This is a genomic window from Micrococcus lacusdianchii (assembly GCF_023155805.1).
Classification (GTDB): domain Bacteria; phylum Actinomycetota; class Actinomycetes; order Actinomycetales; family Micrococcaceae; genus Micrococcus; species Micrococcus lacusdianchii.
Genome location: NZ_JAKNUW010000019.1, coordinates 17,374 through 39,905 on the forward strand (window position 1 = coordinate 17,374; position 22,532 = coordinate 39,905).

The following is a 22,532-nucleotide window of genomic DNA, read 5'->3' on the forward strand; positions in this document are numbered from 1 at the left end:
CACGGCCCAGCAGGCCGTGCCCCTCGGCTGTGCAGGGCCCTTGTTAGGCTCGGCGCATGACGTGCAGGGTTCTCGTCGACGCCAACGTGTTGGTGAGCCGGACCGCCATGGACTGGCTCCACTTCCTCCGGGAGTTCAACGAGGGGATGTTCCAGCTGCACATCACCCACGACATCCAGGCGGAGGCGATCCACGCCCTGCGGCGCATCCACCCCCAACGCTCGGGTGGAGCGATCACGGATCGGGTGGAGAAGAACACCGGCCTCGTGGACGAAGTCGTCCAGGACTTCCCGGGGGACCTGCCGTTCACGGGTGCGGACGACCACGACCATCACGTGCATGCAGCGGCCGTGGCCGCGCGGGCCGACCTCGTGCTCACCTTCAACGCTCCGGACGACATCACCACGACGCCGGATGACGAGCACTATGACGTGATCGCCCCGGACGACTTCTTCGTCTTCGTGACGGACTCGAACCCGCGGTGCCTCCTTCCCATCGTCAAGCTCCAGTTCGACTACTGGTCGAACAGGCCGAGCCATGCGCAGCTCGATGACGCTCTGCTGAAGGCCGGCTGTCCCGCATTCGCCCGGCGCGTGCGGACGACGTTGGGCCAGCTCGCGTGAACGTCTCCGCTGCCTCGTCCCGCCCCGCCCCCGCCTACCTCGCCAACTCCCTGCCCGCGCGGCGCGGCTGGCCGCTGGGGTTCGCCCACCGCGGCGCAGACACGGGCCGGGAGAACACGCTGGCCGCGTTCCGGGCCGCGTGGGAGGCAGGCTTCACGTACCTGGAGCTGGACGTGCGAACCACGGCGGACGGCGTGCTCGTGGTCTTCCACGACGAGACTCTGGACCGCGTGTCCACCGCCGTGGGCGCGTTCTCCGCGCTGACCTGGGAGGAGCTGGACGCGCACACGGTGGGCGGGGAGCCGCTGCTGCGGTTCGCAGACCTGCTCGCCGCGCTGCCCGAGGCCTGGTTCAACGTGGACCTCAAGGATCGCGACGCCGCACCCGCCATGGCGGCGCTGCTCGCCGAGCACGCCGCGTGGGACCGCGTGCTGGTGGCCTCCTTCCACGACGCACGGCGCCGGGCCTTCCGGCGCGCGCTCGCGGATCTGGGGCATCCGGAGCGGGCGGCCGGTCCGCGGCGCGTGGCGACGTCGGGCGGGGCCGCGGCGATCGCCGCGCTCGTGCTGCTCGGCCCGCTGGGGATGACCGGCTGGCTGCGCCGGCACGCGTTGGAGATCGACTGCGTGCAGGTGCCGCAGCGGCAGGGGCCGGTGCGGGTGATGACGCCCGGGTTCGTGCGGCGCTGCCATGCGGCGGGGCTGGCCGTGCATGTGTGGGTGGTGGACGACGCCGCCGAGATGGAGCGCCTGCTGGACCTCGGCGTGGACGGGATCATGACCGACCGCGCCGACGTGCTGGCCGAGGTGTTCACGCGGCGGGGGATCTGGCCGCAGCACTGACCCCCGGGCGTTGTCGTTCGGGAGCCGGCACCCCGCGGAGTGCTTTCGTTCGGGAGACGGCGCCGCTCAGGAGATCGGTGCCAGCACCGCCTCGACGTCGTCGCGGGTGAGCGTCAGGGTGCCGTCGGCGCCGGTGTCCAGGGCGACGTCGCCGTCGAACAGGGAGTCCAGCGCCGCGCGGGCGTCCAGGCCCGGCGCGTCGGAGAGGCAGCCCTCGGCGGGCTGGGGGACGTCGCCGGTCGCGGACCAGAGGTCCGGGCGCGTCATCGAGACGCCCCAGCGCGGCTGTCCGCAGATCCCGATGGCGGCGGCCTGGAAGGAGGTCGCGTCCGGGCTCACGGCGAGGGTCGTCCCGTCGGGAACCTCGACCGCCGCGCCGCTGCGGGTGAGGCTGCGGAGGGCGAGCGTCTGTTCCCCGAGCGGCGCGGTGGCGAGGTCGGATGCGGAGGCGGCGGCCGACGTCGATCCGCCGGGGGCGGACGACGTCGGAGGGCCGGCCGTCCCTCCGGCCGAGCAGGCGGTGAGCGCGAGGAGCCCGGCGGAGGCCACAAGCGTCAGGCGGGTTGCGGTGGTGGTGGGCATGATCGCCCCTCTCATCGAGGGGCCAACATCGGCCCCGTGGCAGGAGCATAGGGGGGGTGGGCGTCGCGCAACAGCACGACGGCGAGGCGTCGGGCATCAGCGAGAGCGCGCCGGCCGCGCGTGTTGCGTCAGCGAAAGCGTCCCGGGGGTCACAGGAGCTTCGGCAGCAGCGTCCGCTTCACCGGCCCATGCGGCGGGTAGATCGCACGCAGCGTGTCCACGCCGGTGCCCTTGGACAGCTCCGGGCGCAGGTGGGAGAACGTCTCGAACCCGGCCTCGCCGTGGTACGCGCCGATCCCGGAGTGGCCCACCCCGCCGAACCGCAGCGTCGGCATCCCGGCGTGCAGCAGCGTCACGCCCTCGCTCACCACGCCGGCCTGGACCTGCGCGGAGAAGGCGGCGCGGTCGTCGTCGTCATCGGTGAACAGGTAGGAGGCCAGCGGGTGCGGGCGGGCGGCGATCACGTCGAGCGCCTCCTGCAGGGAGTCGACGCGGACCACCGGCAGGACAGGACCGAACAGCTCTTCACGCATGAGCGCGCCGTCGAGGGAGACCCCGTCGACCAGCGTGGGCGCCAGGTAGCGGCCGGCCACGTCCGCCTCGCCGCCGATCACCACGTGGGCGCCGGCGGCCACGTCCTCCGCGAGCAGGTCCACGAGCCGCCGGGCGTGGTCCTCCGAGACCAGGCGGCCGTAGTCGGGGGACTCGGCGGGGTCGGCGCCGTAGAACTCGGCGATCGCCGCGGGCAGGTGGCGCAGCACCTGCGCGTGCGCCTCCGGTCCCACGGCCAGCACATAGTCCGGCGCCACGCACGTCTGGCCCGCGTTCGTGAACTTGCCGAACGCGATCCGCCGCGCCATCCCGGCGGGGTCCTTGACCTCGGTCACCACGGCCGGCGACTTGCCGCCCAGCTCGAGGGTGACGGGAGTGAGGGTCTTCGCGGCCGCCTCGTAGACGATCCGTCCCACGCGTTCGCCGCCGGTGTAGAGGATGTGGTCCCACGGGTGCGCGATCAGCGCCTGCACGCAGTCCGCCCCGCCCTCGACGACGGCGACGCCCTGTCCGTCCAGCGCGGCCGGGAGCAGCTCCTGGAGGGCGGCGGCCGTGGCGGGGGACTTCTCCGAGGGGCTGAGCACCACCGCGTTGCCCGCGGCGAGCGCGCCGACGAGCGGGGCGAGGGTGAGCTGCACGGGGTAGTTCCAGGCGCCGATCACCAGCACGGCACCCAGCGGTGCGGGCCTGACCTGGGCGGATGCGGGCCGGAACGCGAGCGGGACCGAGACCTTCCGCGGCTTCATCCAGGAGCCCAGGTGGGCGAGCGTGTGATCGATCTCCGAGATCACCGAGCCGACCTCCGTCAGCAGCGCCTCGGTGCGGGACTTGCCGAGGTCGCGGGCCAGGGCGTCCGCGAAGCGGTCCTGGTGGTCGGTGAGCATCCGGCGCACGGCGCGCAGGCGCTCCTCCCGGACCTCGCGGGGGTGGGCGGTGCGGGCGTCGGCCTCGGCGCGGATCCGGGCGACGGCGGCCTCCACCGGCTCGGTGCCGGGGAACGGGTACACGGGGGCGGGGGCGGACACGGCGGCGCGCGGGGACGGGCTCATGCCGTCCACGCTACTTCCCCTTTCGCTCGCGCAGCACGCGGGGGGAACTCGCTTTCGCTGACGGTCACGGACGTCGTCGGTCCGGCCATCAGCGAAAACGGTCCGCTGGCGCGTGTTGCGTCAGGGAAAACGTCACACGGGTCAAGAGATGACCGCGTCCACGATCTGCTGGGCCTCGGCCTGCACCTGCTTCAGGTGCTCCTCGCCCAGGAAGGACTCGGCGTAGATCTTGTACACGTCCTCCGTGCCGGAGGGGCGGGCCGCGAACCACGCGTTCTGCGTGACCACCTTGAGGCCGCCGATCGGGGCGTCGTTGCCCGGGGCGTTGGTCAGCGCGGCCAGGATGGTCTCGCCGGCCAGCTCGGTGGCGGTGACGTCGTCGGGGGAGAGCGCCTTGAGCGCGGCCTTCTGCTCGGACGTGGCGGGGGCGTCGATCCGGGCGTAGGCCGGATCGCCGTGCATCGCCACGAGGTCGCGGTAGTACTGCGACGGCGACTGCCCCGTCACCGCCTGGATCTCCGCGGCCAGCAGGCACAGCAGCAGCCCGTCCTTGTCCGTGGACCACGCGCCGCCGTCGAACTGCACGAAGGAGGCACCCGCGGACTCCTCGCCGCCGAACACGCCCGAGCCGGAGAGCAGCCCCGGCACGAACCACTTGAAGCCCACCGGGACCTCCACGAGCTCGCGGCCGAGGTCCGCGGCCACGCGGTCGATCATCGAGGAGGACACGAGCGTCTTGCCCACGCCGGCGCCGGCCGGCCACTGCTTTCGGTGCCGGTACAGGTAGTCGATCGCCACGGCCAGGACGTGGTTGGGGTTCATCAGCCCGCCGTCCGGGGTGACGATCCCGTGCCGGTCCGCGTCGGCGTCGTTGCCCGTGGCGACGTCGAACGGCGCCTCGCCGTCCGCGTCCGGGGTCATGCGCTCGATCAGGGACGCCATGGCGTTCGGGGAGGAGCAGTCCATGCGGATCTTGCCGTCCCAGTCCAGGGTCATGAAGCCGAAGGTCGGGTCCACCTCCGGGTTCACCACGGTCAGGTCCAGCCCGTGCCGCCGCCCGATCTCGCCCCAGTAGGCCACGGAGGCCCCGCCCATGGGGTCGGCGCCGATCCGCACGCCGGCGTCCCGGATCGCGTCGAGGTCCACGACGCGCGGCAGGTCCGTCACGTAGCGGTCCAGGAAGTCGAAGGTCCCCAGCTTCGGGTGGCCGGCCACCTCGTCCGCGGACACACGCCGCACACCCGCGAGGCCCGCCGCGAGCAGCTCGTTGGCGCGCGCGGCGATCCAGCCGGTGGCGTCCGTGTCCGCGGGGCCGCCGTGGGGCGGGTTGTACTTGACGCCGCCGTCCGCGGGCGGGTTGTGCGAGGGGGTGATCACGAGGCCGTCCACGAGGCCGGTGTTGTCCCCGTCCACCGCGAAGCCCGACGGCGCCAGCTCGCGCCCGGCGTTCAGGTGCAGGATCGCGTGGGAGACCGCGGGGGTGGGGGTGTAGCCGCCGCGGGCGTCGACCTTCACCTCGACGTCGTTGCCGAGCAGCACTTGCACCGCGGTGTCCTGGGCCGGGCCGGACAGCGCGTGGGTGTCCTTGCCCACCAGGACCGCCCCCGTGATGCCCTTGTCCGCGCGGTACTCCACGACCGCCTGGGTGATCGCGGCGATGTGGTCGTCGTTGAACGAGGTCTTCAGCGCGGAGCCGCGGTGGCCGGAGGTGCCGAACACGACCTTCTGGGCCGGGTCGGAGGGATCCGGGTGGCCCTCGCGGTAGGCCGTGAGCAGGGCCTCGACGTCGATCAGGTCCTCGGGCAGGGCGCGGGTGCCGGGTCGCTGGGCGGCGGGGGTGTGCGTGGTCTCGCTCATGTCCGCCACTCTTCCATCTCCGCATGATCCCGGGAAGGACTGCCGGTTCCGGGGCGCTCGACGACGCCGGCCCCCCCGCCCTCCCCGGCGGCGGCCTCCAGGGCTTCGGGTTCCTTGTGATCGGACTGGGCGTCGGTCATGCTTGGCTCCCCGGTGGGCGTCCGGTCCCGCCGCCGACCCCGGAGGTCCGCATGACCGCCCACGCCGCCGTCCCCCGCCCCGCCGGCACGGGGCCCCGGCGCATGGCGGTCGGCGGGGTGCTGCTGACGGTCCCGGCCGTGGTCCTGTTCCTCCTGATGCTCCTCGCCCCGCTGCTGTTCGCGCTGCCGTCCGCAGCCGTCCACGCTCTCCTGGCGGTGGCCGCCGTGGCCGGGCTGGTGGGGGCGGGGTTCGTGGTGGCGCACGCCGTGGCCGCCGGTCGGGGCGGCCGGATCCTCGCAGCCGTCGCCGTGCTCGCCCTGGCCTCCCTGCACGCGGCCGCCGTCGCGGCTGCGGTGCTCAGCCCCTCCTCCCACCTCGGCGAGCTGGGCACCACCGTGATGTTCGGCGGGGGCCTGCTCCTGGCCGTGGCCGGGCTGCTGTGTTGGGTGGATTCCGGCGGGCGCGCCGAGCTCCGCCGGCGGCGCGGCTGACGGGGGCGGGCGCCGTCGTCGTCGTGATGGCGGCCCGGCCCCCGCGCCGACTGGTGAGGACGCGCCCTCACCGACCCCCGTCAGGGCACGTGTGACGGTGTGTCCTCACCAGGAAGCGTCCGGGGGGACGGCGCCGCAGGGATGCAGGGCAGGGGGCAGGGGCAAGGCCGGGCCCGGGTCGCCTCCCACCACCCATCGGACGACGACGGGCGCCCACCCTCCCCGGGTGAGCGCCCGTCGTCGTCGGTCCAGGACGTCAGCGGACCAGGACGTCAGCCCTGGGCCACGGACTCCTTCGCGGCGCGGCGCGCGTCGAAGCGGTCCGCGTCCATGACCTTGACCCAGGCGGCCACGAAGTCGCGGACGAACTTCTCCTTGGCGTCGTCCGCGGCGTACACCTCGGACAGGGTGCGCAGCTCCGAGTTGGAGCCGAACACGAGGTCGTCACGGGTGCCGAAGAGCTCCTTGCCCTCGGCGGTCACACCGCGGTACCGGCCCTCGGCCACCTTCTCCCACTGCGTGTCGATGTCCGTGATCGCGGTGAGGAAGTCCTGGGACAGGACGCCCACGTTCTCGGTCCACACGCCGTCCGTCGAGCCCGCGGGCACGGCGCCCAGCACGCGCAGGCCGGCCACGAGCACCGTCATCTCCGGGGCGGAGAGGCCGATCAGGTTGGTGCGGTCCACGAGGGCGAACTCGGAGGGGAAGCGCTTGTCCTCTCGCGGGTCGCAGTTGCGGAAGCCGTCGATCTTGGGCTCCAGGTAGCCGAAGGACTCCTGGTCCGTCTGCTCCTGGGTGGCATCGCCGCGGCCCGGGGTGAAGGGCACGGAGACCTCCACGCCGCCGTCGGCCGCGGCCTTCTCCACGGCCCAGTTGCCGGCGATCACGAGGGTGTCGGCGAACGTCACGCCGGTCTGCTCGGCGATCTGCTCCAACTTCGCGATGACCGGGCCGATGACGGCAGGCTCGTTGACCGCCCACGAGCGCTGCGGCTCGAGGCGGATGCGGCCGCCGTTGGCACCGCCGCGCTTGTCCGAGGAGCGGAAGGAGGAGGCCGCGGCCCACGCGGTCTTCACGAGCTCGGTCACGGACAGGCCGGAGGAGGCGACCGCGTCCTTGACGGCCTGGACCTCCGCGTCGCCGGGGACCTTCTCCGGGGCGGTGACCGGGTCCATCCAGATCAGCTCCTCGGAGGGGACCTCGGGGCCGTAGTGGCGGGCGATCGGGCCCATGTCACGGTGGGTCAGCTTGTACCAGGCGCGGGAGTAGGCGTCCTGGAACGCGGCGAAGTCGTCCTTGAAGCGCCGGGAAATCTCGCCGAACACGGGATCGAAGCGCAGGGCGAGATCCGAGGTCAGCATGCGGGGCTCGCGGCGGCCCTTGAAGTCGGACTCGGGGACCATGTCCGAGCCGCCGCCGTTGACGGGGCGCCACTGCTTCGCGCCGGCCGGGGACTCCATGAGCTCCCACTCGTACGCGTAGAGGATGTGGAAGAACTCGTTGTCCCAGCGGGTGGGGTGGTAGGTCCAGGTGACCTCGAGGCCGGACGTGATGGTGTCGCGGCCCTTGCCCTCGCCGTAGGCGTTCTTCCAGCCCAGGCCCATCTGCTCGATGTCCGCGGCCTCGGGCTCGGCGCCGATGTTGCCCTCCACGGGGCCGGCGCCGTGGGTCTTGCCGAAGGTGTGGCCGCCGCCGATCAGCGCGACGGTCTCCTCCGCGTTCATGCCCATGCGGGAGAACGTCTCGTGGATGTCCTTGGCGGACTTCAGCGGGTCCGGCTCACCCTCGGGGCCCTCCGGGTTCACGTAGATCAGGCCCATCTCGACGGCCGCGAGCGGGTTGTCCAGCTCGCGCTCGCCCTTGTAGCGCTCGGCGCCGCCGTTGGTCCACTCGGTCTCGGGGCCCCAGTAGACGTCGTCGGCGGGCTCATAGGCGTCGATGCGGCCGCCGGAGAAGCCGAAGGTGGGCATGCCCATGATCTCGTGGGCCACGTTGCCGGTGAGGACGATCAGGTCGGCCCAGGACAGGGACTGGCCGTACTTCTTCTTGACCGGCCAGATCAGCCGGCGGGCCTTGTCCAGGGAGGCGTTGTCCGGCCAGGAGTTCAGCGGGGCGAAGCGCTGCTGGCCCTCGCCGGCGCCGCCGCGGCCGTCGCCCACGCGGTAGGTGCCCGCGGAGTGCCAGGCCATGCGGATCATGAACGGGCCGTAGTTGCCGAAGTCGGCCGGCCACCAGTCCTTGGAGGTGGTGAGGACCTCGGCGATGTCCTTCTTGACGGCCTCCAGGTCCAGCGCGGCGAAGGCGGTGGGGTAGTCGAAGTCCGGGTCGTGCGGGTTCTGGACCGGCTGGTCCTTGGCCAGGATCTTCAGGTTCAGGCGGTTCGGCCACCACTGCTGGTTGGCATCGCCCGAGGTGGGGTGCGCCAGCGGGGCGTCGTGGGCCACGGGGCAGCGGCCCTCGGGGGCATCAGACTGCGGGTTCGCCGCGGCGCGGCCCTCCGTGCCGGCGGCGCCGGGCTCGCTGCGGGGCTCGGTCGGCTGGCCGGTGGCCACCGTGTCGTTCATCTCGCCGACGGTGGTGCTCTCCTCGCCGTGCGGGAGGTTCTTCTCTTCAGCGCTCACGGTGTGATCCTTTCGAAGACGGTAGGTGGGGTCGCGGGTGGATGGAGGACGTTCAGGGAGCCGCGGCGGACGGCGAGGGCGGAGTCGCCCCGTCCTGCGCCGTGCGGCATGCGGGGCACAGGCCCCAGTAGTAGACCTCGGCCTCGTCGATCAGGAAGCCGTGGTCCTCGGGGGCGTGCAGGCAGGGGGCGGAGCCCGTCCGGCACGGCACGTCCACGAGAGCGCCGCAGCCGCGGCACACGAGGTGGTGGTGGTTGCCGTGGACGGCGATCTCGTACCGCGCGGCGGAGCCGGCCGGCTGCAGCGAGCGCACCAGGCCCGCGTCGGTCAGCACGTGCAGGCAGTCGTAGACGGCCTGGTGGGAGACCTGCGGGAGGTCCGCGCGGACCGCGGCCAGCACGGATCCGGCGTCTGCGTGGGGCCACGACCGCAGGGCGGAGAGCACGGCCAGCCGGGGGCGGGTCACCCGCAGGCCGGCCGCACGCAGCAGTGCGCGGTCGGCGGTGGGCTCGGCGTCGACGATGCTCATGCCCCCACCTCAGCGCAGTTGTCTTGAACTTGTCAAGAAAGCACAGTCGCCCGGGGGCCGTCGCGTGAGGCCGGGCGCCCGGATGCCGCCACCCGCATCTTCCCGGGCGCTCCCGGCGCTGACTAGCCTGGACCACCGTCGCGCCCGGCCGGGGCGCGCCCCCGCCGGTCAGAGAAGGTGCCCATGTCCGCGACCCCGCTCGTGCTGCTCCCCGGAGCCGCCCGCTCCGCCCCTGAGCCCGACGCCGCCGAGGCCGCCGTCCTCGCCGCCGCCGCGGAGGGCGGTGCCGGCGTGGAGCCCATGGTGGACCTCCTCTCGCGCGCCGCCCCCGGGCACGACGACGGCGCCCTCGCCCTGGACCTGCCCCTCACCGGGGAGGGGCGCACCCGCCGCCAGTGGGAGCTGCTCGCCTCGACGGCGGCGGTGTCCCTCTCCGCCGCGCGGGTCCTCGAGCCGCACCTCGACGCCCTCTCGATCCTGTCCCAGGCCGGGGTGCCCGCCCCCGCCGGGCTGCTGGGCGTGTACGCCTCCGAGTCCGGCGGCGTCACCCCCGCCGTCCGCCCGGTCCCCGACGCCGCCGACGGCGCCCCCGGCTGGGTCCTCGACGGCGCCAAGCCGTGGTGCTCGCTCGCGGACCGCTGCTCCGCGGCGATCGTGACCGGGCGTGCCGAGGACGGGCTGCGCCACGCGCTGCTCGTGGACCTCTCCCACCCGGGCGTCACGCCCGAGGACACGGCCTGGCCGGCCCTGGGCCTGGCTGCGATCACCACCGTGAAGCTGCGGTTCGACGCCGTCCCGGGCCGCTCCGTCGGCGAGCCCGAGTGGTACCTGCGCCGGCCCGGCTTCGCGTGGGGCGGGATGGGCGTGGCCACGGTGTGGTTCGGCGGCGCCGTCCACGTGGCCCGCACGCTGCGCGCCTCCCTCGAGCGCCGCGCCGCCGCCGCGGCGGACGGCCGCGGGCCCGGCCCGGACCAGGTGGGCCTGGCCGCGCTCGGCCGGGTGGACCGGCTGGTGCACGCCATGGCCTCCCTGCTCGGCCGCGCCGCCGAGGACGTGGACGCGGGGCGCCTGGACGGTGCCCACGGCCAGGTGGAGGCGGACCGGATCCGCGGCACCGTGGCGCAGCTGTGCACCGAGGTGCTGGACGTCGTCGGGCAGGCCACCGGTCCCGGCCCGCTGACCGGGGACGCCGCGCACGCGCGGGCCGTCGCCGATCTGCAGGTCTACCTGCGTCAGCACCACGGCCACCGGGACGACGCCCGGCTCGCCGAGGGTCTGCTGGCCCTCGACCCCGCCGAGCACGCGGAGGTGCAGCCGTGGTGACCTTCGACCACCGGGACGCCGGCACCGACGAGGCCGGCTGGGAGGCCGCCGGCGTGGCCGGCCTGCCCGCCCTGACCCCGCGGGCCTGGGCCCCCGGGGACACGTTGCTCGTGGCCGTCGCCCACCCGGATGACGAGACCCTCGGAGCTGCCGGCCTGATCCGCGCGGCCCTGCGCGGCGGGGCGGACGTGCACGTGGCCCTGGCCACGGCCGGGGAGGCCTCCCACCCCGACTCGCCCACCCACACCCCCGCCGACCTCGTGCGCCTGCGCCGCGCCGAGATGCACCACGCCGTGGCCGCGCTCGCGGCCGGGCTGGGCCCGGAGGCCGGCACGCTCACGTGGGAGTCCCTCGGCCTGCCCGACGGCAGGCTGGCGGACCAGCTCGGGGAGGTCCGGGCCGCGCTCGAGCGCGTCCTCGCCGAGCGCACGCCCGCGGGCCGCGCCGCCGCGGGAGGTGGCCCGGAGGCGGAGGCGTCGGGCGCCGTCGTGCTGGCCAGCCACGACCCGGACGACGGGCACGGCGACCACGACACGGTGGGCGCGGCGGCCGCGGCACTGGCCGCCGAGCACGACCTCGAGCTGTACGCCTTCCCCCTGTGGTTCTGGCACTGGGGCGCCCCCGAGGAGCTCCGCGCCCGCCGCTACCGGCGTCTGGACCTCGCCCCCGGCGACGCCGAGGCCCGCCGCGCCGCCCTCGACGCGCACGCCTCCCAGACGCGCCCGCTCTCGGACGCGCCCGGGGACGAGGCGATCCTGCCCGAGCGGACGATCGCCCACTTCAGCCGCGGCTTCGAGACGTTCCGGCGCACCGCCGCCGACGACGGCGACGCCTCGCGCGCCTCCGCCGTGTTCGACCGGCTCTACCGGGCCCATGACGACCCCTGGCACTACCTGACCAGCCCGTACGAGGCCCGCAAGCGCGCCCTCACCCTGGCCGTGCTCCCGCGGCCGCGCTACGGCACCGTGGTGGAGGCGGGGGCGTCCATCGGCGTGCTCACCGCGGCGCTGGCCGAGCGTGCCGAGCGCGTGGTGGGCCTCGAGGCGTCCCAGGTGGCCGTGGAGCGCGCCGCCGCGCACCTGGCGGACGTGCCCCACGCGGAGGTCCGCCTCGCGGTCCTGCCCGCCGACTGGCCCGCCGACCTCGGCCCCGCCGCGGAGGCGGACGGCGGCCCGGACGACGACGCCGGCGCGCCCGTGGACCTCGTCGTCGCCTCGGAGATCGGCTACTTCCTGCAGCCCGAGGAGCTCGACGCGCTCGTGGACGCCGCCGATGCCGCCCTGGGCCCGGGCGGGGAGCTGCTGCTGTGCCACTGGCGTCAGCCGATCACGGGCTGGCCGCTCGACGGGGACGCGGTGCACGACCGGGTGGCCGCCGACCCGCGGTGGCGGCTGCTGTCCGAGCACGAGGAGGCGGACCTGCGCCTGTCCGTGCACACGCGCGCCTCGGCCGCCACGCACGCCGTGGTGGTGGTGCCGGCCAAGGACGAGGCCGAGCACCTGCCCGACTCCCTCGCCGGGCTCTCCGCCGCCCTGGACCGCTGGGAGGCGCAGCACACGCAGGGCTCGGCCGCCGCGGTGGTGGCCGTGCCGGACGACGACGCCGCCACCCTCGAGGCGGCGCGCGCCGCCCGTGCCCGCGATCCCCGGATCCACCTGCTGGAGCTGGGTCCGGGAGCCGGCGGGGTGGGCAGGGCGCGCGCCGAGGGCGCCCGGCACGCCCGCGGACTGTTCTCGGACGTGCCGGCCGCGGCGCTGTGGCTGGCCTGCACGGACGCGGACACCCGCGTGCCCGCCGACTGGCTCGTGGGGCAGCCCGCCTTGGCCGCCCGGCGTCGCGCTGACGGGCAGGTGATGGTGCTCGGCACCGTGGACCTGCCCGCTCACGCGGGCGAGGGCCTGGCCTGCAGCTGGCGCGCCGACTACGAGCACCGGGAGGGCCACCCCCACGTGCACGGGGCGAACCTCGGCCTGCCCTGGGCCCTCTACGAGCAGGCCGGCGGGTTCGCCGCGGTGGCCGAGCACGAGGACGTCCGCCTGGCCGAGGGCGTGCGCGCCCTGGGGGAGGACCGGGTGCTCGCCACGGACCGGGTGCGGGTGCGCACCTCGTCGCGGCTCGAGGGCCGCACGCCGGGCGGGTTCGCGGGGTTCCTGCGGGACCTGCTGGAGGAGGCCTCCGCCGAGAACTGACCGGCCTGCCCGGGACGCCGGCGCGCGCCTAGACTCGGGACAGATGCGTCCGGCGCGCGCCCGACCGCGCCGGACCGCCCCCGTCCAGGAGAGGAACCACCATGGCCCACGCCCACGACCAGGACCCGCACCGTCAGGACCCCCGACTCCAGGATCCCGGCGCGCAGCCCGGGGGCGGCTGGCCGGACCAGCCGGCCGCTGAGCGCGCCGGCTCCTCGACGTCCTGGTACGCGGACTCCACCGCGACCGGCGGGGACGCCGCTCAGGCGCCCTCCTACTCGGAGGCGGCGGCCCGCGCCGCCGACGCCGGCCCGTACGGCGCCGGCGCCCCGGCCTACGGGGCCGCCATCGCCGACGGCACCGGTCCGCAGGCCTACGCCCAGCCCGCGTACGGCCAGCAGCCCGCCCCCACGGGCGGCGGCTACGGCCAGGTCCCGTCGGGCCAGTCCGGGACGGGCCTGTCCATCGCCTCCATGGTGATCGGCATCCTGTCCCTGCTCGGTGGCCTCACCCTGGTGATCCCGCCGATCGTGGGCGTGGTCCTGGGCCACATGGGCCTCAAGCGGGAGCCGCGCGGCCGCGGCTTCGCCATCGCCGGCCTCGTCACCAACTACCTCGGCATCGCGTTCCTCGTGCTCGGGATCCTGGCCATCGTCCTGCTGATGGTCTTCGCCGGGGCGGCGGCCACCTCGGCCGGGTACTGACCCGGGGTCAGCCGGCCAGGAGCAGCTCCAGGTGGGCGGCCAGCGCGAGCAGGCGCCCCTCGTCGCCGGGACGGCCGATCAGCTGCACCGACCAGCTCAGCCCGGCCTCGTCCCGGTCCACCGGCACGGACACCGCGGGCAGCCCGAGGACGTTGACCATCGAGGTGTACGGCGTGAACGCGCACTGCGCCGCGTAGTTCTCCTCCGGCGGCAGGGCGAGGAAGTGCCCCACCTCGGGCGGGGCCGTGGCGAGCACCGGCGTCATCACCACGTCCACCGAGCCGAACTGGGCGCGCACGTTCTGCGCCCACTCCTCGAGGCGCTCGACGGCGGCGGCCGCCTTCTCGGGTCCGGCGGCCCGAGCCGAGCGCAGGAAGGAGGCGGCCACCGCGCCCACGTGCTCCTCGGCGACCGGCGGCAGGGGCGCCCGCAGCAGCCCTGACGTCCACACGGTGCGGAAGTCCTCGTGGTAGCGCTCGCCGTAGTACGGGCTGAACGGCTCCACCGCGTGCCCACCGGCCTCGAGGAGCGCCGCGGCGCGGGTCAGGGCGGCCAGCGCGGGACGGGCCAGGCTCACCTCCACCGCCGGGGGGAACGGGGACCCGGTGCTCAGGCCGATCCGCACGCCGGCGTGCGGGGCCCCCGCCCGCCGGTCCTCGGTGGCCCGGCGCACGTCCGCGAGCGCGCGGCCGCCGAAGCCCTCCGGGGTGGTCATCACGTCGAAGAGCAGGGCCGCGTCCTCCACGGTGTGGGCCAGCGGCCCGGACACGGTGAGCGTGCGCACGCTGTCCGCGGCCTCGTCGGTCGGCACCGTCCCTCGGCCCGGCTTCAGGCCCACCAGCCCGCACGCGGCCGCCGGGATGCGGATCGAGCCGCCGCCGTCGGACCCCGGCGCCCAGGCCAGGATCCCGGCCGCCACGGCGGCCGCCGAGCCGCCGGAGGAGCCCCCGGGCGTGCGGGACGGGTCCAACGGGTTGCGGGCCGGGGACCCCACGAGGTTCTCCGAGTAGGAGTCCAGGCCGAACTCCGGGACGGTGGTCTTGCCCAGCACCACGGTGCCGGCCTCCCGCAGGCGCGCCACGAGCGGGTCGTCCTGCGCGGCCGGTGGCGCGTCCGCCAGCAGGGCGGAGCCGAAGCACGTGGGCATGCCCGCCACGTCCGTCAGGTCCTTCACCGCCAGGGGGAGGCCGTGCAGGGAGACGGGGACGGCGCCGTCGCGGGGGTGCCGGCGGGCGGTGTCCAGGGCGTCCGCGCGGGCCAGGGCGCCCTCGGCGTCCAGGAATGCGAACGCCCCGAGGTCCGCGTGGGCCGCGGCCGCGTCGAGGGCGGCGCGGGTGACCTCACGGGCGGAGAGCTCCCCCGCGGCGAGGGCGTCGCGGAGCTCGACGGCGGTCCGGTCCAGGAGACGGGCGGGGCGGGTCGGTTCGCTCAGGGCCATGGTCACGAGGGTAGGCCAGCCCCGCAGCCGCCCGTAGGCTGAGGGGCATGAGCCTCTACGAGACCGTCTCCGTCGACCAGGTCCCCTCCGACGCCCGCATCCTCGACGTCCGCGAGGACGAGGAATGGGCCCTCGGCCGCGCCGCCGGCGCCCAGCACATCCCGCTCGGCGAGCTGCCGGAGCGCCTGGACGAGCTGGACCCGGACACCGACTACCACGTCATCTGCCGCAGCGGCGGCCGGTCGGCCCGCGCCGCCGAGTTCCTGGCGGGCCGCGGCTACTCGGCCATCAATGTGGCCGGCGGCTCCGGCGCGTGGCTCGAGGCCGGCAAGCCCATGGAGGCCGACGGCGACGCCGAGCCCACCGTCAAGTGACCCCTTCCGAGACCCCGCGCGCCGGGGCCGACGCCGCCGGCTCCGATCCGGCGGGTCGGCCCCGGCACGCGTTCCTGGGCCCGGAGGGCACGTTCACCGAGGCCGCCCTGCGACGCCTCGTGGACCCCGCCGCCGCGGACCTCGTGCCCGCCTCCTCCGTGCTGGCCGCGCTCGCTGCCGTCCGCGCCGGCGAGGTGGACTCGGCCGTGGTGCCCATCGAGAACTCGGTGGAGGGCGGCGTCTCCGCCACCCTGGACGACATCGGCTCCGGCGAGGAGCTGCAGATCCGTGCCGAGGTCCTCGTGCCCATCAGCTTCGTGCTCGTGGGCCGGCCAGGCGTGGCGCTCGCGGACGTGCGACGGGTGAGCACCCACACGCACGCGTGGGCCCAGGTGCGCGGCTGGATGGCGGAGCGCCTGCCCGGCGTCGAGTTCACGCCCGCCTCCTCCACGGCCGCCGGCGCGCGGCTGCTGCTGCCCGCCGAGGAGGTCGGGGCCGACGACGACGCCGCCGGGGCCGTCCCGGCCGCCGACGCGGCGGTCTGCGCCCCGCTCGTGGCCGAGCAGACGGGCCTGCCGGTGCTCGCCGAACGCATCGAGGACGTGACCGGCGCCGTGACGCGGTTCGTGCTGGTGTCCCGGCCTGGGGGACTGCCGGAGGTGACCGGCGCGGACAAGACCACCGTCACCGTGCCGCTGCCCCACGACCACCCCGGCGCGCTGCGGGAGATCCTGGACCAGTTCGCCACCCGGGGGATCAACCTCTCCCGCATCGAGTCCCGTCCCACGGGCGAGGGCATGGGCCGGTACTTCTTCTCGATCGACCTCGAGGGCCACCTGGCCGAGGCGCGCGTGGGCGCGGCCCTGGCGGCGCTGCACCGCAGCTTCCCCGGCGTGCGGTTCCTGGGTTCCTACCCGCGCGCCGAGGGCCACGCGGTGCGCGTGCCGGCGCACGTCACGGACGAGGCCTACCGCCGCGGCAGCGAGTGGGTGCGCGGGATCCTCGCCCGCTGACCGGGCGCGGCCCCGCGTGCTCAGGACTGGACGGAGGCCCGGTCCTCGTTCTTGATCATGATGACCAGGGAGTCCGGCTGCACGCGGGCGTCGAGGCCGGTGATGCCACCGGTGGCGTCGCCATCGAGCTGGGAGAGCGTCGGCTCGGCGAAGCGCACCTGCACTCGAGTCGCCTGCCGGGTCTGCAGGGTGTCCAGGTCCCTGCGGTGCCGGGTCAGGGTCTTGAGGGCGATGCGTGCCCAGTCCAGCGTGTTGCGTGGGGAGAGGATCAGCACGTCCAGCAGGCCGTCGTCGAGCTTGGCCTCCGGCAGCAGCTCCATCCCGGCGGTGAGCATCCCGCAGTTGGCCACCAGCACGGAGCGCATCCGGAAGGTCCGGAAGGGGCCGCCGTCGAGGGCCACGGAGACCTCCCGGCGCTCCCCGCCCAGGTGGCGCAGGCCGGCCTCGGAGTAGGCCAGCCAGCCGGCCATGTCCTTGAGGTCGTCGCGGGTGTCCCCCATGATGTCGGCGTCGTAGCCGGCACCGCCCATCACGGTGAAGGTGTGGCGCGTGCGCTCGCCGTCCTCGTGGACCAGGCGCACGTCCACGGTGTCGATCACCCGCTGGTGTCCGTGCAGGGCGATCCGCACGCACTCCTCCGGGTCGTTGATCGGGAGGCTGAGGTTGCGGGCCAGCAGGTTGCCCGTGCCCAGCGGGATGATCCCCAGGGCCACGGGGGTGTTGGCGAGCTCCTCCGCCACGGTGCGCACCGTGCCGTCGCCGCCGGCCACGAGGATGCGGCGCACCCCGGCCGCGACGGCGTCCCGCGCCATCTGCACGCCGGGGTCGTCCTCCTCGGTCTCCAGCACCAGGACGTCGCCGAAGCCGTCCCGGCGGGCCTGGGTCTCCACGTACGCGCGGATCTCGTCCACCCCGGACTTGACCGGGTTGTAGATCAAGGCGAGCTCCTGGCCCGGGTGGGCCTCGCTCTCCGCCGCGGTGAGCCGCTCGCTGAGGGTGGCCACGCGGGCCTCGAGGGCCTGGACGTCCGCACGGGCATGCCCGAGCGAGCGGCGCAGCCGGCCCTGTCGGGCCACCACGAGGCCGAGGGTCACGGCCAGCACCACGCCCAGCACCAGTGCGACGAGGGCGGACAGCATCTCCGGGGTCATGGGGACAGTCTAGGATCCGCGCGCCCGCGCCGGAGTCCCCGCCCGTCCTGCGGATAGGCTGGGAACGTGATCGACGTCAAGGACCTCATCGACCAGCCCGAGAAGTACCGCGCCTCGCAGGAGGCCCGCGGAGCCGACGCGTCCCTCGTGGACCGGATCGTCGAGGCGGACGCCTCCCGCCGCGCGTCGATCTCCCGCTTCGAGGAGCTGCGCGCCGAGCAGAAGGCCTTCGGCAAGAAGGTGGCTCAGGCCCAGGGCGAGGAGAAGCAGGCCCTGCTGGCCGAGGTGAAGGACCTCGCCGCGCAGGTGAAGGAGGCGGAGGCTGCGGCCAACGCGGCCGCGGCCGAGCTGCTGGCCCACCAGCGCGCCTTCCCCAACCTGATCGTCGAGGGCGTGCCCGCCGGCGGCGAGGACGACTTCGTGGTGGTGAGGGAGGTCGGCTCCCCGCGCGACTTCGCGGCCGAGGGCTTCGAGCCCCGCGACCACCTGGAGCTCGGCGAGCTGATCGGCGGGATCGACATGGAGCGCGGCGCCAAGGTCTCCGGGGCCCGGTTCTCCTTCCTCAGGGGCGCGGCCGCGCGCCTCGAGCTGGCCATCATGCAGCTGGGCCTGGACCTGGCGCTCGAGAACGGGTTCATCCCGGTCATCCCGCCCACGCTCGTGCGCCCGGAGACCATGCAGGGCACCGGCTTCGACGTGGAGCACGACGACGAGATCTACCGCCTCGAGCGGGACGACCTCTACCTCGTGGGCACCTCCGAGGTCGCCCTGGCGGGCTACCACGCGGACGAGATCATCGACGTCGCCGAGCCCACCCGGTACGCCGGCTGGTCCACGTGCTACCGCCGCGAGGCCGGCTCCGCGGGCAAGGACACCCGCGGCATCATCCGCGTGCACCAGTTCAACAAGCTGGAGATGTTCATCTACTGCTCCGTGGACGAGGCCGAGGCCGAGCACGCCCGCCTGCTGGAGTGGGAGGAACGGATGCTCGCGGCGATCGAGGTGCCGTATCGCGTGATCGACATCGCCGCCGGCGACCTCGGCCTCTCCGCGGCCCGCAAGTTCGACTGCGAGGCGTGGGTCCCCACCCAGGGCACCTACCGCGAGCTGACGTCCACCTCGAACTGCACCACCTTCCAGGCCCGCCGCCTGAACATCCGCGAGCGGGCGCAGAAGGAGGACGGGTCCAAGGGAGGCACCCGCACCGTGGCCACGCTCAACGGCACGCTGGCGACCACGCGGTGGATCGTCGCGATCCTGGAGAACCACCAGAACGCGGACGGCACCGTGACCGTCCCGGTGGCGCTGCGCCCGTACCTGGGCGGCCTGGAGCGCTTCGAGCTGGTGTGAACCGACCCCGTGACGCCGACTGCGACTTCGTGGCCGTCATCGCGCTGGATGACGACCACGACGTCGCAGTCGGCGACGGGTGAGGGCTGGACGGATGACGATGACGGCGGCCCTTCAGGCGCGCACCCTGCGAGCGCGAAGAATCCGGGCTCTCACGATGCGCACACGGGTGGTTGTTCCCTGTCGACGAAGCGCCCTGGGTTTCGTTCCGAGTCTCAGCAAGGAAGATCGGAACATGCCCAGGGCGCTTCACAACGCGAACTTCATCGCACCTGACGAAGACGGTTTCGCCTTCGCCGTCATCTCCACGTCGGCGTTCATCGCATGGCAGCGCAGGGTCGGCGGCGCCTTGGAGTCGTGGCTGCGCTTCTCGAACCCGCTGGTGATGGACCCGGCCCTTGTGAAGGCGCATGCGGCGTTGGGTCGCATCATGGACAGCCTCCTGGGCCTGTCTGCCGGGGCTACGGAGAAGGAGCGGCAGACGCGCCTGATGGAGCTCTACGCGGCGCGCGTCTGATCGGTCCGGTCCGACGCACCCATCGCGTTGACGCGTCGTATCGGAAGAGTCCAGCAGCTGGCCGGCGGCACATTCTCAGCCTTGGTGACGCCGGGCCGGATCCCGGCCTCGACATCGTCTTGAGCCAGCCGGCGTCGCAGGCAGGAGGCGGTGATGCCGAAGTCCTTGGCGACCTGCGCGATCGGCATCTGGCCCTTGCGGGCGATGCTGACCACGTCCTGGCGGAACTCTCGGGCGTATGCAGTGGGCATGATGACATCCTTCCAGCAGCCCCTCCCGGGACCACAGATCAGATGCCAACCAAACTCACGGCAGGCCCGACCTTCCTCTGGTGTCTCCCCACTCTTAATGTTTCCGTACAGCCCGTGACAGGGACTCCCCCTCGGGTTCGCCCCTCCTCCTGCCCCGCCAAGGGACTCGCTGGAGACAGAAAGGCAACACTTTCATGACCACCAAGAACCGCGCCGTGGCATTCCACGGCATCAAGGACGTGCGCGTCGACGAGCTGGACTTCCCCAAGCTGGAGATGCCCGACGGCTCCGCCGCCCCGCACGGCGTCATCCTCAAGATCATCGCGACCAACATCTGCGGCAGTGACCTGCACATCTACCGCGGCTCCTTCCCCGTGCCCGAGGGCATGGTGCTGGGTCACGAGATGACCGGCCAGGTGCTGAAGGTCGGCAGCGACGTCCAGTTCCTGCAGGAGGGCGACCTCGTCTCCGTGCCGTTCAACGTGGCCTGCGGCCGCTGCCGCAACTGCCGCGCCGGCCGCACCGAGATCTGTGAGACCGCCAACCCGGAGCAGGCGTGCGCCGCCTACGGCTTCAATCTGGGCAATTTCCAGGGCGGACAGGCCGAGTACCTGTTCGTGCCGTACGCCGACTTCCAGCTGCTGCGCTTCCCGGACCAGGAGCAGGCGATGGAGAAGATCCTGGATCTGGCCGTGCTCTCGGACATCCTCCCGACGGCGTTCCACGGTCTCATGGCTGCCGGCGCCAAGCCCGGCTCCACCGTCTACATCGCCGGTGCCGGCCCCGTGGGCCGGTGCGCCGCGGCCGCCGCTCGGCTGCTGGGCGCCTCGTGCATCATCGTGGGCGACCAGGACGCCTCGCGGCTGGAGCTGGTGCGCAAGCACGGCTGCGAGACCATCGACCTCTCCGCCACGGAGAACCTGCAGGACGCCGTGAACGACATCCTCGGCGAGCCGATGGTGGACTGCGCGGTGGACTACGTCGGCTCCGAGGCCCACGGCCTGGGCTCCGCGTCCGATGAGATGCAGCCGATCGCCGCCGTGAACCAGGTCCTGGACATCACCCGTCCGGGCGGTGCCACGGGCATCATCGGCATCTACGGGCCGGACCCGATCGCGGAGACGAAGGCCGAGCAGGAGGGCACCTTCCCGGTGGACTTCGGCAAGGCCTGGATCAAGTCGCCCCACATCATCGGCGGGCAGGCGCCCGTCATGCGCTACAACCGCCAGCTGATGATGTCGATCCTGTGGGACCGGATGCCGTACCTGACGGAGATGGTCAACCCGCGCGTGATCAGCCTGGACGAGGCACCCCAGGCCTACGCGGAGTTCGACCAGGGCTCCGTGGACAAGTTCGTCATCGACCCCCACGGCATGATCGCCCGCTGAGCGACGACGCCTGTTTCGTCAGACTCAGTCTGGGTCGTTCTCCACCGCACCGCGTACTCCACCAAAGTGGGGTGCGCGGTGCCGCATGGGTGCCCGGTCCGCTCTGGCGGCGTCGTCACGATGCCCAACAATGCCGCGATGCCCAGGATGCACCGGGCCGAGATGGGCCTGACGTCGCCGATGACGGTGTGGCATCCCCGCCGTGTCTCGACCGCAGAGGATCTGTGCGACCGGCCATCCTGCGTGATGGGGAGGACGCCCTCGTCGTCGCACGTCTGGACCCGCCTGGGCAGGTCTCTGGCGGACGCGCTGCGGACGGTGCAGGCTCTGGCTGATCGGAGGATCGGGTTGCGGGCGTTGGTCGTTCAGCTCGATACCTCTACGGCCTCGGGCCGGCTGCTGCTGAACATGCTGTTGATGCTGACTGAGTGGGAACGAGAGCTACTGCGAGAGCGCACCCGTGAGGGCGTCGCCCGAGCGCCCGAGCAGAGGGACGCCTTCCGAGGTCGAAGCTGAGCCCCGAGCAGGTCGAGGCGGTCCGCGCGGCAGTGGCTGGGGGCCAGCCCGTGGCCGCGGTGGCACGCTCGTTCGGAATCTCCCGGCCCACGATCTCCAAGGCACTCGGGGCACACCAGTGACCATGCCCAAGATCGGCGCAGCCTGAAATCTCCTGGGCTTAATCCTGGCGGGAGATCTAGGGCATGTCTGACAATCGTTTTGACCATGCGAGCACAGCATTCAGGACCACAGCGGCCCTGTAGATGATCGCGTACTTGTCGTACCGGGTCGCCAGGCCCCGCCACTGCTTCAGGTGAGCGTACTGACGCTCGATGACGTTGCGGCCCTTGTAGGCGTCCGCGTCGAGGCTGACGGGGCGCCCGCCGCGGGCACCGCGCCGTCTGCGGTGGCCCTGCTGGTCGGCCGGTTCAGGGATGACCGCTTTGATCCCACGGGCGCGTAGGTGGGTGCGGATCGCCCGGGAGGAGTACGCCTTGTCGCCCAGCACCGCCGCAGGGCGGGTCCGGGGCCGCCCTACTGGCCGGGTCACGCGCAGCTGCTCCAGAAGAGGAAGCAGCATCGGGGAGTCCCCTGCCTGGCCGGGGGTGATCAGGCTGACCAGCGGCAGCCCGGTCCCATCGACGAGCTGATGGATCTTCGTGCTCAGCCCGCCACGGGAGCGCCCGATGCCGTGATCGGCCGGTTCCTCACGCGGATTCTTGTAGTTCGATCCATCCCCCTGTGTGGCGGGTGATGTTCGTGGCGTGCTGGTGGGCGCGGGCGATCGTGGAGTCCACCGAGACCGACCAATCGATCAGGCCTTCGGCGTCAGCGGCGGCGGTCAGTGTTGCCAGCACCGTGTCCCAGGTGCCCTCGGCCGCCATCCGGCGGTGCCAGGTCCACACGGTCTGCCAGGGTCCGTGGCGCTTGACCCCTGATCTTGGACACGCTGATTCCAGCACGATGATGGGGAAGCGAGAATCCAAGGGATGGCTAGGAAGAACTACACGGACGAGTTCCGGCAGCGGGCGGTGGACTTGTACGAGTCG

The 22,532-nt window shown here is 73.5% G+C and carries 22 protein-coding genes and 1 pseudogene; 13 read left to right on the plus strand and 10 right to left on the minus strand.

The features are described from left to right. The first annotated feature begins 56 nt into the window (after positions 1–56). On the plus strand, positions 57–623 hold the full coding sequence (locus MA879_RS10425; RefSeq protein ID WP_248126076.1) for a PIN domain-containing protein: 567 nt from the start codon (positions 57–59) through the stop codon (positions 621–623). Beyond that, entirely contained in the window at positions 620–1,465 is an 846-nt protein-coding gene (locus tag MA879_RS10430; protein WP_248126079.1) for a glycerophosphodiester phosphodiesterase family protein, read from the plus strand. The genes MA879_RS10425 and MA879_RS10430 overlap by 4 nt, the downstream gene beginning before the upstream one ends. Positions 1,466–1,531: 66 nt before the next feature. Here MA879_RS10430 and MA879_RS10435 read toward each other — a convergent pair whose 3' ends face one another. The 4 genes from MA879_RS10435 to MA879_RS10450 form a co-directional block, all read right to left on the minus strand. Then, positions 1,532–2,047 carry a hypothetical protein gene (locus tag MA879_RS10435; protein ID WP_248126082.1) on the minus strand — a complete coding sequence of 172 codons (516 nt, stop codon included), beginning with the start codon at positions 2,045–2,047 and terminating at the stop codon, positions 1,532–1,534. Between the two features lie 149 nt (positions 2,048–2,196). After that, positions 2,197–3,648 carry an aldehyde dehydrogenase family protein gene (locus MA879_RS10440; RefSeq protein ID WP_282447831.1) on the minus strand — a complete coding sequence of 484 codons (1,452 nt, stop codon included), beginning with the start codon at positions 3,646–3,648 and terminating at the stop codon, positions 2,197–2,199. Positions 3,649–3,789: 141 nt separating this feature from the next. Continuing rightward, positions 3,790–5,505, minus strand: coding sequence for a phosphoglucomutase (alpha-D-glucose-1,6-bisphosphate-dependent) (gene pgm / locus MA879_RS10445; protein WP_248126085.1), 1,716 nt, complete (start codon positions 5,503–5,505; stop codon positions 3,790–3,792). Then, positions 5,502–5,645: a hypothetical protein gene (locus tag MA879_RS10450; protein ID WP_248126088.1), complete on the minus strand. Its 144-nt coding sequence runs from the start codon at positions 5,643–5,645 to the stop codon at positions 5,502–5,504. Before MA879_RS10450 ends, pgm begins: the two co-directional genes overlap by 4 nt. 51 nt (positions 5,646–5,696) lie before the next feature. Between MA879_RS10450 and MA879_RS10455 the strand changes: the two genes are divergently transcribed. Continuing rightward, positions 5,697–6,137 (plus strand): hypothetical protein, encoded by a 441-nt coding sequence (locus MA879_RS10455; RefSeq protein WP_248126091.1) that lies wholly within the window; start codon positions 5,697–5,699, stop codon positions 6,135–6,137. Between the two features lie 272 nt (positions 6,138–6,409). On the opposite strand, the gene katG is transcribed toward MA879_RS10455, so the two are convergent. Both katG and MA879_RS10465 read right to left on the minus strand, forming a co-directional pair. After that, a complete protein-coding gene (katG, locus tag MA879_RS10460; protein WP_282447836.1) occupies positions 6,410–8,701 on the minus strand; it encodes a catalase/peroxidase HPI in 2,292 nt (763 codons plus the stop codon). A 109-nt stretch (positions 8,702–8,810) separates the two neighbouring features. Further along, the gene (locus MA879_RS10465; protein ID WP_248126097.1) at positions 8,811–9,287 is read right to left on the minus strand and encodes a Fur family transcriptional regulator; all 477 of its coding nucleotides are present in this window, start codon (positions 9,285–9,287) and stop codon (positions 8,811–8,813) included. Positions 9,288–9,470: 183 nt separating this feature from the next. On the opposite strand from MA879_RS10465, the gene MA879_RS12450 reads away from it, so the two are divergent. From MA879_RS12450 to MA879_RS10480, 3 genes are all read left to right on the plus strand, one after another. Beyond that, a complete protein-coding gene (locus tag MA879_RS12450) occupies positions 9,471–10,610 on the plus strand; it encodes an acyl-CoA hydrolase (protein WP_282447832.1) in 1,140 nt (379 codons plus the stop codon). After that, positions 10,604–12,799, plus strand: coding sequence for a PIG-L family deacetylase (locus MA879_RS10475; RefSeq protein ID WP_248126100.1), 2,196 nt, complete (start codon positions 10,604–10,606; stop codon positions 12,797–12,799). The genes MA879_RS12450 and MA879_RS10475 overlap by 7 nt, the downstream gene beginning before the upstream one ends. Positions 12,800–12,900: 101 nt before the next feature. After that, positions 12,901–13,503 carry a DUF4190 domain-containing protein gene (locus tag MA879_RS10480; protein ID WP_248126103.1) on the plus strand — a complete coding sequence of 201 codons (603 nt, stop codon included), beginning with the start codon at positions 12,901–12,903 and terminating at the stop codon, positions 13,501–13,503. A gap of 7 nt (positions 13,504–13,510) precedes the next feature. Here the strand turns inward: MA879_RS10480 and MA879_RS10485 are convergent, their stop codons facing one another. Next, positions 13,511–14,941, minus strand: a complete 1,431-nt coding sequence (locus MA879_RS10485; protein WP_248126106.1) for an amidase — start codon at positions 14,939–14,941, stop codon at positions 13,511–13,513. Between the two features lie 47 nt (positions 14,942–14,988). Here MA879_RS10485 and MA879_RS10490 point away from each other — a divergent pair, with 47 nt between their 5' ends. Both MA879_RS10490 and pheA read left to right on the plus strand, forming a co-directional pair. Next, a complete protein-coding gene (locus tag MA879_RS10490; protein ID WP_248126109.1) occupies positions 14,989–15,315 on the plus strand; it encodes a rhodanese-like domain-containing protein in 327 nt (108 codons plus the stop codon). After that, on the plus strand, positions 15,312–16,328 hold the full coding sequence (gene pheA / locus MA879_RS10495; protein ID WP_248126112.1) for a prephenate dehydratase: 1,017 nt from the start codon (positions 15,312–15,314) through the stop codon (positions 16,326–16,328). Before MA879_RS10490 ends, pheA begins: the two co-directional genes overlap by 4 nt. A 20-nt stretch (positions 16,329–16,348) precedes the next feature. Here the strand turns inward: pheA and MA879_RS10500 are convergent, their stop codons facing one another. Then, the gene (locus tag MA879_RS10500; protein WP_248126116.1) at positions 16,349–17,479 is read right to left on the minus strand and encodes a diacylglycerol/lipid kinase family protein; all 1,131 of its coding nucleotides are present in this window, start codon (positions 17,477–17,479) and stop codon (positions 16,349–16,351) included. A 66-nt stretch (positions 17,480–17,545) separates the two neighbouring features. Between MA879_RS10500 and serS the strand changes: the two genes are divergently transcribed. Both serS and MA879_RS10510 read left to right on the plus strand, forming a co-directional pair. Next, complete coding sequence (serS, locus tag MA879_RS10505) at positions 17,546–18,829, plus strand: serine--tRNA ligase (protein ID WP_248126120.1); 1,284 nt, start codon at positions 17,546–17,548, stop codon at positions 18,827–18,829. Between the two features lie 100 nt (positions 18,830–18,929). Then, on the plus strand, positions 18,930–19,346 hold the full coding sequence (locus MA879_RS10510; RefSeq protein ID WP_418001248.1) for a type IIL restriction-modification enzyme MmeI: 417 nt from the start codon (positions 18,930–18,932) through the stop codon (positions 19,344–19,346). Here the strand turns inward: MA879_RS10510 and MA879_RS10515 are convergent. Beyond that, entirely contained in the window at positions 19,328–19,597 is a 270-nt protein-coding gene (locus MA879_RS10515; protein ID WP_248126126.1) for a hypothetical protein, read from the minus strand. The genes MA879_RS10510 and MA879_RS10515 overlap by 19 nt on opposite strands. Before the next feature lie 194 nt (positions 19,598–19,791). On the opposite strand from MA879_RS10515, the gene MA879_RS10520 reads away from it, so the two are divergent. The 3 genes from MA879_RS10520 (at position 19,792) to MA879_RS12695 (ending at position 21,623) form a co-directional block, all read left to right on the plus strand. Continuing rightward, entirely contained in the window at positions 19,792–20,985 is a 1,194-nt protein-coding gene (locus tag MA879_RS10520) for an alcohol dehydrogenase catalytic domain-containing protein (RefSeq protein WP_248126130.1), read from the plus strand. 246 nt (positions 20,986–21,231) lie between these two features. Then, positions 21,232–21,501: a recombinase family protein gene (locus MA879_RS10525; RefSeq protein ID WP_248126136.1), complete on the plus strand. Its 270-nt coding sequence runs from the start codon at positions 21,232–21,234 to the stop codon at positions 21,499–21,501. Beyond that, on the plus strand, positions 21,498–21,623 hold the full coding sequence (locus tag MA879_RS12695; protein WP_418001249.1) for a helix-turn-helix domain-containing protein: 126 nt from the start codon (positions 21,498–21,500) through the stop codon (positions 21,621–21,623). The genes MA879_RS10525 and MA879_RS12695 overlap by 4 nt, the downstream gene beginning before the upstream one ends. A gap of 56 nt (positions 21,624–21,679) precedes the next feature. Here the strand turns inward: MA879_RS12695 and MA879_RS10530 are convergent. Further along, a pseudogene (locus tag MA879_RS10530) lies at positions 21,680–22,406 on the minus strand (IS5 family transposase); the annotation flags it as partial. Between the last annotated feature and the right edge of the window lie 126 nt (positions 22,407–22,532).